This is a genomic window from Massilia sp. CF038 (assembly GCF_900129765.1).
Taxonomy (GTDB): Bacteria; Pseudomonadota; Gammaproteobacteria; order Burkholderiales; family Burkholderiaceae_D; genus Telluria_A.
In genome coordinates, this window is sequence record NZ_FQWU01000002.1 from 1,551,274 (window position 1) to 1,563,069 (window position 11,796).

At 60.0% G+C, this 11,796-nt stretch carries 9 protein-coding genes; 5 read left to right on the top strand and 4 right to left on the bottom strand.

Going from position 1 to position 11,796, the window contains the following annotated elements:
• Positions 1 to 7 precede the first annotated feature (7 nt).
• Positions 8 to 2,122: a prolyl oligopeptidase family serine peptidase gene (locus tag BUC24_RS17375; protein ID WP_073218938.1), complete on the bottom strand. Its 2,115-nt coding sequence runs from the start codon at positions 2,120 to 2,122 to the stop codon at positions 8 to 10.
• 288 nt (positions 2,123 to 2,410) lie between these two features.
• On the opposite strand from BUC24_RS17375, the gene BUC24_RS17380 reads away from it, so the two are divergent.
• The 4 genes from BUC24_RS17380 to BUC24_RS17395 all read left to right on the top strand — a co-directional run bounded on the left by BUC24_RS17380 (position 2,411) and on the right by BUC24_RS17395 (position 7,301).
• Entirely contained in the window at positions 2,411 to 2,668 is a 258-nt protein-coding gene (locus BUC24_RS17380; RefSeq protein WP_073218941.1) for a hypothetical protein, read from the top strand.
• A gap of 276 nt (positions 2,669 to 2,944) precedes the next feature.
• Positions 2,945 to 5,302 (top strand): prolyl oligopeptidase family serine peptidase, encoded by a 2,358-nt coding sequence (locus BUC24_RS17385; protein WP_073218944.1) that lies wholly within the window; start codon positions 2,945 to 2,947, stop codon positions 5,300 to 5,302.
• 169 nt (positions 5,303 to 5,471) lie between these two features.
• Positions 5,472 to 6,440 (top strand): hypothetical protein, encoded by a 969-nt coding sequence (locus BUC24_RS17390; RefSeq protein WP_073218947.1) that lies wholly within the window; start codon positions 5,472 to 5,474, stop codon positions 6,438 to 6,440.
• 78 nt (positions 6,441 to 6,518) lie between these two features.
• A complete protein-coding gene (locus tag BUC24_RS17395) occupies positions 6,519 to 7,301 on the top strand; it encodes a DUF4019 domain-containing protein (RefSeq protein ID WP_073218950.1) in 783 nt (260 codons plus the stop codon).
• A 19-nt stretch (positions 7,302 to 7,320) separates the two neighbouring features.
• Here BUC24_RS17395 and BUC24_RS17400 read toward each other — a convergent pair whose 3' ends face one another.
• Positions 7,321 to 8,550, bottom strand: coding sequence for a M20/M25/M40 family metallo-hydrolase (locus tag BUC24_RS17400; protein WP_073218954.1), 1,230 nt, complete (start codon positions 8,548 to 8,550; stop codon positions 7,321 to 7,323).
• A gap of 8 nt (positions 8,551 to 8,558) precedes the next feature.
• On the bottom strand, positions 8,559 to 9,776 hold the full coding sequence (locus tag BUC24_RS17405) for a urate hydroxylase PuuD (RefSeq protein ID WP_073218957.1): 1,218 nt from the start codon (positions 9,774 to 9,776) through the stop codon (positions 8,559 to 8,561).
• 124 nt (positions 9,777 to 9,900) lie between these two features.
• Between BUC24_RS17405 and BUC24_RS17410 the strand changes: the two genes are divergently transcribed.
• Complete coding sequence (locus tag BUC24_RS17410; protein ID WP_073218960.1) at positions 9,901 to 10,839, top strand: LysR substrate-binding domain-containing protein; 939 nt, start codon at positions 9,901 to 9,903, stop codon at positions 10,837 to 10,839.
• A 227-nt stretch (positions 10,840 to 11,066) separates the two neighbouring features.
• On the opposite strand, the gene BUC24_RS17415 is transcribed toward BUC24_RS17410, so the two are convergent.
• Positions 11,067 to 11,477 carry a contact-dependent growth inhibition system immunity protein gene (locus BUC24_RS17415; protein ID WP_073218963.1) on the bottom strand — a complete coding sequence of 137 codons (411 nt, stop codon included), beginning with the start codon at positions 11,475 to 11,477 and terminating at the stop codon, positions 11,067 to 11,069.
• Positions 11,478 to 11,796 lie beyond the last annotated feature (319 nt).

Below are 11,796 nucleotides of genomic sequence, written 5' to 3' on the forward strand. Positions count from 1 at the left end.
ACGGCAGCTACTTCGGCTGGAACTGCGGGTCGCCGGTCTGCCACAAGTGGAACGCGAGCGTATCGGCCAGCATGGCGTTGCGCTGCTCGGTGGTGCTGGTCATACCGTGGCCAGCCTGCTCGTCGACCCGGAGCAAAACCGGCTTGCCGCTCGTCGTTTCCTGCTGCAGGCGTGCGGCCATCTTGAACGACATCCATGGCTCGACGCGGTTATCGTTCATGCCAGTGATGACCATCACCGCTGGATAGGCCGCACGGGTGACGTTGTGATAACTGCTCATCGCCAGCAGCTGGCGCACGCCGGCCTCGGTTTTCACGTCACCCATCTCAAGCAGGTGGTTCGGTCCGTTCTGCGAGGCCACGATGGTACGCACGGCGTCCAGCAGGCCGACCTGCAAAATCGCGGTCCCGAACAAATCGGGCCGTTCGGTCAACGCACGGCCGGCGGCCACCCCGCCCATGCTCACGCCGCGCACGGCCAGCTTGGCAGGCGCCGTGTAGCGTTCCTTGACCAGGAATTCAGCGCAGTCGATCATGTCGCGCCAGGTATTGGGTTTGGTGGCGCCGCGCCCGGCCTGATACCACTCTTCTCCATAGGCCCCGCTGCCGCGCGGATTGGCCAGAGCCAAAATCCCGCCCCGCTCCAGCCACGCCGCCCAGGTGGGCGAAAATTCGGCCGTAATGGTCATGCCGTAGCCGGCGTACCCTTCCATGAAAGTTGGGTTGCTGCCATCGAGCTTGAGACCGCGTTTCATCAGAATCGAGATCGGTACCTTGGCGCCGTCACGGGCCGGGCATGTCGTTTCGATGGCGATCACGTCGTCATAAGGCTGACCCTTGTTAACGATCAGCCCGGCCGACATGGCGTTGGCCTGGCCAACGCGGGTCATCATCAGGTCCAGCGGCGCAGTCCAGGGCTCCAGCGAAAACACCACGCCGGGCATCGCCTGGTCTGAATCGGACAGATAAATCGAGCCTTGCAGCGGCAGCCCGACCTTGCGGGCCTTGCCCGCACCATCGCCATGGCGCAGCGCGAACAGGTCCGACACCGCGCCCGTGCGCACCACGTAAAACAGGCCGTCGCTGCCCGCGCCGATATCTTCGATCACGCCACTTTGCTGCGGCACCACTTCGACCGGCACGGCTTCCGGATGGGACAGGTCCCAGCGCAGCACGCGATAGCGCGAGGCGCTGTCAAAGGTGCGGCCGTAAAGCCACTTCCCGGCGTGCGTGGTGCGGCGCACTTTGGCTGACTCGCCAATCAGTTCACGCCACACCGCGCCTGGCTTGCCCAATTGATCGCGCGGCTGCACGTACACGCGCGGCATGCCGCCAACGCCATCGACCAGCTGCAGCACCGCATAGGGCGAACTGGCGCTCACCGTCAGGAAGGGCCAGTCGTTCTCGCGTGTTTTCACGGTGCTGTCAATGTCGTAACCCAGCAAAGGCTGATCGTCCTTGCCATCGCTGCCGACGCGATGCACGATCATCTGATTTTTGCCATATGCGCGCGCAGGGTCGCTGCTGCGGGTGTAAACAAAGTGCTCGCTGTCCGGCAGCCAGATCGCACTGAGCTCGCCCCAGATGCGCGGTACGGTGGCGCCCACCATGGTCCCGCTTTTGATGTCTAGCACATGGATGGCACCGAGTTCCGCGTCCGCCACCGACAGCACCATGGCCGCGTATCTGCCATTGGGCGAGATCGCATAATTATTGATGGCGTAGGTTTTGCCGGTCGCCGCCTTCATGGTGTCCGGATCGAACAGCGCGCGGTCGGCCGCTTTACCGGTGCGCACATACAGCTTGCCCAGTGCGTCGGTCGGCTGTTTTTTCATGAAATAGGTACTGCGTCCCAGCCGCGTGACCATGTAGACCCGGTCGCTCGCCTTGGCACTGAGTTCCTTGATCCGCGCTGCCAGCGCCGCGCGCCCAGGCAGCACATCGAGCGTCGCGCGGGCATCACTGCCCTGCGCCCGCGCCCAGTCTTTCACGTCGGCGCTGTCAAGCTGCTCCAGGTGGCGATAAGGGTCATCAATGGCGATGCCGGCGTAGGTGTCGGTGACCTTGGTGACCGGTGTCGCGGGCGGCGCTGCCAGCGCCGAACCAGTAGCAAATACGATCATGCAAATCAAACAGCGTTGCAGTACATGTGTCGGCATGGCAATTCCCTCTGGTGGAAAAAGACCATTAGAAATATACCTGAGTAAATATATTGTATAGCAATTTTAGAAAGAAAATATTATTGCAACACTCGTTTCCCCGCGACATCATTTATATGAATGTCTTGTATTGATGGGGCGAATGCCTTATTCAGGATATGAATGGAGGGCATCACAAATGAAAATTTTCTTTATAGCGGGCACTTGTCTATACTTCTCAGTATCAACTAAATGCACTTCCAGGAAACGATCATGACCACCGCCACCCTCCATTCCACCACCACGCTGCGCAGCTATCTGGCTGACGTCAGCAACGCGGCGCGCGCTTTTGCCGCTGCCCTGTTCGCTGCACAGGAACGTCAATTCGTTGCACAGGAAGTCATGAAGCCGACGCCTTCGGGCCGTGCCCGTGCGCGCAACCACATGAAATTGATCCGCATGGCCAACGAATACCAGGACATGCAGCCGAGCCTGGCCGCCGAACTGCGCCAGCTCGCGTCGCGGGGCTGAGATGGAATACGTTGAATATCTCCCCGGCGCACTTGCCGCCGGCTGGATGCTGGTGCGTATCGCGATACTGGTCCGCACTGGCAACGCCCAGCAGACCGACGAAACCCAGGTCTGACCGAACATCACGCCGGCCGCAGAGCCGGCGTTTGTATGTATAAGGGCTGTTTTTCCCGCTCCATTTTTTACTTCCACGACACATCGGCCGGTGGGGTGCTGCGCTAGAATGCTTTTGCATTTTCTGGCTTCGGCTCCGATTCACTCACCACTTCGACCACGATGCGTTTATCTGCACTTCCCCTTCTTGCGGCTATCTGGACCATCTCCGGCGCCGCTTCCGCTGCCACACCCATCAGCCTCGATCAGGCAATGGCCCATCCCGACTGGATCGGTACCCCCGTTGAAAACGCATGGTGGAGCTGGGACAGCAAGCAAGTCTTCTACAAACAAAAACGCACCGGCTCGCAGTTGCGCGATACCTTCCAGGCGCTGCCCGGCGCGGCCCGCAAAATCAGCGACACCGAACTGGCAAACCTGGACAGCGAGCGCGTGGTCTACAACCGCGAACGCAACCGCGCCATCCTGCTGCGTAATGGCGACCTGTTTGAACGCGATCTCAAAACCGGTGCGCTGACCCAGGTCACGCGTGGCAGCACCGGCCTGGCAGCACCGCAGTATTCGGCCGACGGCCGCGCCATCCAATTCCGCGTCGGCCACGAGTGGCTCAGCTGGAATCGGGCCGATCATCTGGTGTCGCCCGTTGCAGCCGCGCGTGCCACCAAAGATCCCGCCGCCGCTCCCGACGAGGACGCGCTGCGCGATTTGCAGCTGCGCCTGATCTCCACGCTCAAGCGCCAGAAAGACGACCGCGACGCCGGCCGCGCCCGCGCCGAAGAAGAACGCCGCGCCGACCCTACCCGCGCCCCGGCGCCCATTTACCTCGGTGACAAAGTCGTCATCGAAGGCAGCGCACTGTCGCCGGACGGTCACTATCTGATCGTGGTCACCGCACCCAAATCGGCCGACAAGGGCCGCATCGGCAAGCTGCCACGCTACGTGACGGAGTCCGGTTACGAAGAATTCGACGACCAGCGTCCGCGCGTGGGCCGCAACATGCCGCCCGAGCACACCGTCAAGCTGGTGGACCTGAGCACGCGTCAAGTGCGCGACCTGTCCTTTGACGTTTTGCCTGGCGTAGCAAACGACCCGCTGGCCGCCATGCGCGCCGAGCGCAAACTGCCAGCCCTGAAGGGCAACCGCGTGGTGCGCGTGGACGACGACGGCGAAACCATCCAATGGAACGGCAACGGCACCCAGGTGGCCGTGCTGCTGCGCGCGGTCGACAACAAGGACCGCTGGATTGCCACGGTCGATTTAAAGGACGCCAAATTCAAGCCGGTGCACCGCCTGACCGACCCCGCCTGGGTCAATTCGGGCAGCAACGAGTTCGGCTGGCTCAATGACAACAGCACGCTCTGGTACCTGTCGGAAGAAAGCGGCTACTCGCACCTGTACACGCTGGGTGCGGACGGCAAAGCGCGGGCGCTCACGCAAGGCAAGTGGGAAGCAACCCGCATCGACTGGAGCGCAGACGGTGCCAACGCCTACATGCTGTGCAATCCAAAAGCGCCTGGCACCTACGAGGTATGCACCGTCAACACGAGGGACGGCAAACTGCGCGAAGTGACCGCGCTCGAAGGCGTGGAACAGTACGCACTCTCGCCCGACCAGCGCAAGCTGCTGGTGCACTACTCGTCCAGCTACATGCCGGCGCAACTGGCCACGGTGCCGGTATCCGGCGGCGCCGCAGTCAAGCTGACCGACACGCGCAGCGCCGAGTTCAAGGCGCGCAGCTGGATCGAACCGCAAATTGTGGCGGTACCCTCGACCCACGGCGCGGGCCCCATCTACGGCAAACTGTATCGCCCGGCCACGCTAGAAGCCGGCAAACAGTACCCGATCGTGATGTTCGTCCATGGTGCCGGCTACCTGCAGAACGTGAGCAAGCGCTATCCCGTCTACTTCCGCGAGCAGATGTTCCACAATCTGCTGGTTGAAAAAGGTTACATCGTGCTGGACATGGACTACCGCGCCTCGAAAGGCTATGGGCGCGACTGGCGCACGGCCATCTATCGCCAGATGGGTTATCCGGAACTGGAAGACTACGTGGACGGCGTCAACTGGATGGCGGCCAACCACCAGGGCGACCTGAAAAACGTTGGCGTGTATGGTGGCAGCTATGGCGGCTTCATGACCTTCATGGCGCTGATGCGCGAACCGGAGCTGTTCAAGTCCGGCGCAGCGCTGCGTCCCGTGACCGACTGGACTACCTACAACCACGAATACACCGCCAACATCCTCAACACCCCGGATCTGGACCCGGAAGCCTACCGCAAATCGTCGCCGATCGAATACGCCGACAAATTGAAAGGCAACCTCCTGATCTCGCACGGCATGGTGGACGACAACGTGTTCTACCAGGACTCGGTACGCATGGCGCAGCGCCTGATCGAACTGAAGAAGGATCACTGGGAACTGGCCAGCTACCCGCTTGAACGGCACGCCTTCGTGCAGCCGGAGAGCTGGTATGACCAGTACCGCCGCATTTACCAGCTGTTCGAACGCACGCTGAAGTAAGGCATCAACGACATTGCCCCACAACCAGGGTCAGACCACTTTTGGCGTACGCCAAAAGTGGTCTGACCCTGGTTGTGGGGCATTTTCGCGTCTGGACGTCTCCGGTGCCAGGCGTCTGACTGCAATTGCTGTGATGTTAATATCCAATAAATTTCCAGGAGGACTTAACGTGAAGAATTTTGTCTGGTTGGTGTGCGCCCTTGTCATCTCGTGCAGCGCGGTTGCCCGCGAAGCACCCGAACGCGACATTGATCACGTGCGTTTTAATGCCTTTGCGATCGGAGACGACCAGGCCAGACTCATTGCGCGCGGCCAGGCCGGCCAGAGTCCGGACAAGGTGCGCGTTGCCTTGGATCAGTACGCGAATGAAATATGTCCGCAGGCGCGCGTGATCGGGACGGTGCAGGAAAGCGAATACAAGGAGTTGACTTCGCCCTACCACGTCCTGGCGCAAGATCAGAGCAACCTGCTGGGTGAGACGCGCTACCATGAGCTGAAGAGGTCAACGGCGCTTACCGCCGCCATCGAGTGCAAGCAAGCGCTTGCCATGCGGCTGGCGCAACCGGCGCTGAAAGTCTTCGTTCAGAACGACCTCGGCGAAGCGATCCCCTATTTCGATCAAGGATTTGCATCGTTCAACCGCGAGCGCCTGGACGTCCCGATCGACGGTACCGCCATCGCGGAAACGTTAGCGATGAGTGTAAAAACCGCATTAAACTCGCGTGGCTACCAGCCAACCATGGTCGATTCGGCAGACCAGGCAGATATCGTCGTCAGCGTGGCAAAGGCGAGGGTGCCGCAAGAGCAGTTCGATGGCATTGCGCTGATGACCAAGATCGGTCTTCTTGGCCTGACGAATCTCAGTGGCGAATTTTGCAGCGTGGTGGTCATCGTGCAGCGCAAGGATCGTAGCGACACCCGCTACGCGGTCGGCGCCAACATACGCAAGCTGACGAAGCCCGTGTATACGAACTGGAAGACAGATATGGCCGGCGGTCCTCCGGCGGCACTGCACAAGCAGACCAGTGCCGCCCTTTCCGCGATTCTGAATGATGCCGTGGATGGCGCGGTGCATCGCTTTCCACCAGCTGCGTTCGAAGGTGTCACGCCGGCCGCGTCGCGCGCCGATTCCAACTAACACCGCCTTTTACCCGATTGGATCCATATGCGCCTGCCCCTGATGACGGTTCTTCTCATGTCCCTGCAATGTGCCGCAATGGCCAAAGACGCAGACGATATTGGCTATCCAACGGTCGCCGCTGCACTGGCCGCGCTGAAAGCGCGCAGTGACGTCAAGATCGAGACGGCCCAGGGCTGGACCGTGGTACGTGAGGAGGCAACGCAGACCATCTGGACGTTCACCCCGCCCGGTCATCCGGCACATCCCTCCGTGATCCGGCGCGCAATCGAGCAGAAAAATGGCGCGGTCTACCTTGGCATGCAAGCCAAATGCGGCGCAAAGAAAAACGCATGCGACAAGTTGATCGCCGAATTCACCAAATTAAATGAGGGGATCGCGCAGAGCATGCAGTCCAGTACGGGCGCGGAACCGGACGCGTGGACAGCCAGCGCAGCGCAGCTTGAACGCGTGACGGCTCTGTCCCACCGCTATTTCGCCGCCAAGGACGGCAAGCGCTACGAGGAAGCATACGCATTGCTGGCGCCAGCACAGAAGAAGGTCATCGCGTTTGATCAATTCCTGGCCAACAGCACGCAGTTCAACGCCAAGGCGGGCGCCCCGCAGGCGCGCACCATCAAAAAAATTACCTGGTATCGAAATCCGCCCAACACCGCGCCTGGGACTTACGCAGCCGTCGATTTTGACGGCCATTCCGCCAACCTGCGGATACATTGCGGCTATACCGTTTGGGTGGAACAGGCCGACGGCGCATTTCTGCTCGTTCGCGAAGAGGAAAATTATGGCGATGCCGAAACGCTGTCGAAGGTGACGCCGCAGAATCTGCCCCACATCCGCGCCCAGTTGCAGTGCCGGGACTGAGTCCCCACGCCGGCCCTGTTCAGGCGTGCAAGAAGTCAAACAAGGTCAGGGCCACGACCTTGGTCGCACGGCGTAAATCTTCCAATGCCAGCTTCTCATCGGCCTTCTTCGCATTCGACTCGGGGACGGTGCGGGGACCGGCGCCATACAGCACCGCAGGAATGCCCGCTTCGCCGTACAGGCGCGCGTCGGCATACAGCGGCGTGCCTTGCGCGATGATCTCTTCACCAATCACGTCCCGACCATTTTTCTGCAGGCTCTCCACCAGCTTTTCCGATCCAGGCAAGGGTCGCAGCGCGTGCGACAGCAGCAGCCGTTTGATTTCCAGTCGAATTCCGGGTTCGCCCTTGACGGCATCTTCGATCAGCTTGCGCACCTGCGCTTCCACCGCCACCGGATCTTCATCCGGAATCATGCGGCGGTCCATTTTCATGACTACTTTGCCCGGCACCACATTGGTATTGGTGCCGCCATCGATGCGGCCCACCAGCATGGTCGGCGAATCGATCCCCGCCACCTTGGATTTGATCTTTTTCAGTTCCGGCAGCTGGCCGTAAATCGCATTCAGAATCTTGTTCGCCGCCTGCAGGGCATCATGGCCGGTTTCCGGCATGGCGCCATGGCCGGACTTCCCGTGCACGGTAATTTCCAGCTGCAGACAGGCGTTATGCGCGGTGACGATGTTGTAGCTGAACCCCGCCGCAATCACAAAATCGGGCTTGGTGAGCTTTTGTTCCAGCAGCCAGCCTGGGCCCAGCAAGCCGCCAAATTCTTCGTCGTAGGTGAAGTGCAGTTCCAGCGCGCCCGTCAAAGGAACCCCCAGCGCTTCTAGCGCGCGCACGGCAAAAATGTAGGTCGAGAAATCGCACTTGGAGACGGCAGCGGCACGGCCATAAATATAGCCGTCTTCAATCACGCCACCATACGGCGGCTTGGTCCAGCCTTCGCCCGGCGGCACCACGTCACCATGGGCGTTGAGTGCAACCGTGGGACCGCCAGCGCCGTAGGGCCGGCGGATAATCAGGTTGGTGATGCTCTCCATGCCATAGTCGCGCACCTGCTGTGTGGGCACCACGTGCTTTTCCGCCTGCCAGCCGAATGCTTCGACCATGTGCGCCACGGCGTCTGCATGCGGCGCGTTGTTGCCCGGCGGAGTATCCGTTGGGACCTGGATTACTTTCTGCAGAAAGGCGACCTGCTCATCGAAGTGCGCGTCAATCCAGGCTGTCAGTTGTTCTTTGGTTTGCATCGTGAGTCCTATTTTGCGCCGCCTTCGAACCAGGCGGCTACCTGGGCGCGTTCGGCGTCGGTCATGTTGGTCAGGTTCGCGATCGGCATCGCTTTGAGCTGCACCGATTGCTGATAAATACGCGGCGCGTTCTGGCGAATCAGCGCTTCGCTGTCGAGCATCACACCGGCCGGCGCGCTGGCAAAACCAGGCTGGGTTGGATGCGCGGCGTGGCACGACACGCAGCGCTGGCCGATAATGGTCTGCACCTGGGCAAACTGCGCCGCGTGATCAACTCCCGCCACGGCTGCAGCAGGTGCTTTGGGTGCAATCGCCACCGCCACGGCGGCCAGCAGCGCAACTCCGGCGAGCGGATAGCGCCACTCGACGCGGCCACGATGCCGCAAATTGAAGAAGTGGCGGATCAGCACGCCGGCCGCCATGATCACCGCCAGCACCGCCCACGCATGTTCGTGCCGATAGGTCATGGCGTAGTGATTGCTGATCATGATGAACAGCACCGGCAACGTGAAGTAATTGTTATGCACGCTGCGTTGCTTGGCCTTCTGGCCGTGAATCGGATCCGGCTTCTGGCCCGCCATCATGGCCGCAACCATCTTGCGCTGGCCGGGAATGATCAGCATCAGAACGTTCGCCACCATCATGGTGCCGATCATCCCACCCACATGGATATAGGCGGCGCGGCCGCTCAGGTAATGCGTCAGCAGATACGCGCTGCCGACCAAAAAGCCGAACATGACAACGCCAAACGCCAGATCGTGCTGGCCAAGTTTGGAGCGGCACAGCAGATCGTAGACGGTCCAGCCGATCACCAGGCTGCCCAGTCCCAGGCCGACTGCCTGCAGGCTGCTCAGGTCTGCCACCGATTTATCGACCATCATTGCTTGCGCATTGAAGTAGTAGACGATGGTCAGCAGTGCAAAGCCGGACAGCCAGGTCGAATATGCCTCCCACTTGAACCAGTGCAGTTCCTTGGGCAGTTCGGCAGGCGCCACCAGATATTTTTGCGGGTTGTAGAAGCCGCCCCCGTGCACCGCCCACAGTTCGCCCGACACGCCTTTTTCGGCCAGGTCCGAACCAGGCGCCGGTGGGCGAATTGTGTTATCGAGCCAGACAAAATAGAACGAGGCGCCGATCCAGGCGATCCCGGTGATCACGTGCAGCCAGCGCAGCAGCAGGTTGCACCATTCGAGCAGATAGGGGGTCAGGTGGCCAAACACTTCCATGGGTTTCCTTGTTGCGGGCGCGACGACAATAGTGGGGCGAATTTATCCAAGATAGCTTGATTCGTCGCCCTCGACATGAAAAATCGCGTATATTCAACATACTTGATTGAATATACAACACAGAATGGCCAGCCTTCCCCAACACCTCGACCTGCACCTGATCCGCATCCTTTACCTGCTGCTGGTCGAAAAGAACGTTTCACGCGTCGCCCTCAAGCTCAATCAGCCGCAACCCTCCATCTCGGCTTCACTGCGCAAGCTGCGCGAGCTGACGGGCGACCCGCTGCTGGTGCGTGGCGCACGCGGCATGGTGCCGACCCAGCATGGCGAAAGCCTGCTCAAGCCGGCCAAGCGCATTCTCGACGAGACGGAGAGCCTGTTCGTTAAAAAATCGCCCTTCGTTCCACAGGAAGAAGCACGCATTTTTCATATTGCCGCTCCCGATTACCTGGATAGCCAGTTCCTGCCCAATGTGGTGGCCGCCCTGCGCCGCGGCTCGCCCAACAGCCGCGTGGTCATTCACAGCCTGGGCCCGGGTGTCGACTACATCCGCATGCTCTCTGATGGCGACATGGATCTGGTCATCGCCAACTGGGACGAGCCCCCAGCGCACCTGCACATTTCCAAGCTGTTTGAAGATCCCATTATCTGCACCATGCGCGCCGACAGCCCGTATGCCAAGCGCACCGCCAGCGACGCGATGACGATCGAGGATTATCTGAGCCTGCCGCATGTTGCGCCCTCGCAGATGCTGCCGGGGTATCACGGGGTAATCGATTCCTTCCTTGAACGCCAGGGCATGCAGCGCAAGGTGGCAGTGGAGTCCGCGTACTTCGGGCTGATCCCGTACATGCTGACGCAGACCGATCTGGTGCTCACAACCGGGCGCCAGTTCATGCGGTTTTACGAAAAGACGCTGCCGCTCAAAACCTTTACGGTGCCAGTGAAATTCCCGCCAATGCGCTTCTACCAGTTATGGCACGAGCGGGTGCATCAGGCGCCCGAGCACAAATGGCTGCGCGACCAGGTCAGCGCGGCAGCGAAGGCGCTGGTGCAGCGCTAAGCGCATAGATTCGAACGATCAGGGCACAAGTGCCCTGCACGTCTGGATGTCGCTATCCCGGTTGTTACAGGGCGACGAAAACCATGCCATCCGCCGCGTCGGCTGATTGATCTCAGGCGACCCTGGCCTCGCGTACCCAACGCTTGTTCACGTGCTTTGTTCCGTCCATGGATTCTTGCACAAACGTTTCGGTGATTTCATCGTGACGACGCGGTCCAGCGCAAAAATCAGGCATCAAACTCGGCAATTGCTTCCGCTATCGCTTCCGCTAAAGTCTTCGCGTCAATGTCGTCCAGCTGATGTAATGCTGCCGTCGCCTGTATGAGAACGCTTCTGGCCCGCGCTTTCAGGGCGGGATTTTCAATATAGAAGACCTTACTTGCTCTCAAAACATTGCACAGTAAATCTCCTTTGAAATGCATCCCTTCGCAAAACAGATGTTGCTCAAGCCTGTTTAAAGCCATTGGCAGAAGAAAAACCAGGCCAATATCCTGCCCGATACATAGGCGCAAATCCTCAATGGAAAAGCTCCTGATGTCTTTATATCTGAGTGAAGCAATACGTTGCATCATCGGCGAGGCGTCAGCAGGCGCCGTCCCCCAATCATCCGATTCCAATTCACACAGAGAATTTTTCACAAAAAATTACCTGAAATTTTCATTGTCAATGTGCCCAGTTATATCCCCTCACCAGCGCCAATCAAGGCCTCGGCTTTTCCGAGATTCGATCATTGCTGGCGGAATGCCGGGCGAGGGAGCTCGTTCACAGAAATGCATTTGCCATTGTACTGCTCAACATTGTTGTAAATGCGGCAGTAAAGCCGCTTGACGTCCCGTCGCGCGAAAACGTACTCTCTGCGCGCAAAATCGTGCGCAAATCGTGCGGTCGCGAGGGCGATGCGTGCAAATGCGCAAGGGTCTCGAGAGGTCGCGTCGGAAATCGTGTGAATGCGCGCGA

Coding starts and splice junctions, on each gene's coding strand:
- BUC24_RS17375 (WP_073218938.1), bottom strand. CDS start 2,122: ATGATCGTATTTGCTACTGGTTCGGCGCTGGCAGCGCCGCCCGCGACA.
- BUC24_RS17380 (WP_073218941.1), top strand. CDS start 2,411: ATGACCACCGCCACCCTCCATTCCACCACCACGCTGCGCAGCTATCTG.
- BUC24_RS17385 (WP_073218944.1), top strand. CDS start 2,945: ATGCGTTTATCTGCACTTCCCCTTCTTGCGGCTATCTGGACCATCTCC.
- BUC24_RS17395 (WP_073218950.1), top strand. CDS start 6,519: ATGGCCAAAGACGCAGACGATATTGGCTATCCAACGGTCGCCGCTGCA.
- BUC24_RS17400 (WP_073218954.1), bottom strand. CDS start 8,550: ATGCAAACCAAAGAACAACTGACAGCCTGGATTGACGCGCACTTCGAT.
- BUC24_RS17405 (WP_073218957.1), bottom strand. CDS start 9,776: ATGGAAGTGTTTGGCCACCTGACCCCCTATCTGCTCGAATGGTGCAAC.
- BUC24_RS17410 (WP_073218960.1), top strand. CDS start 9,901: ATGGCCAGCCTTCCCCAACACCTCGACCTGCACCTGATCCGCATCCTT.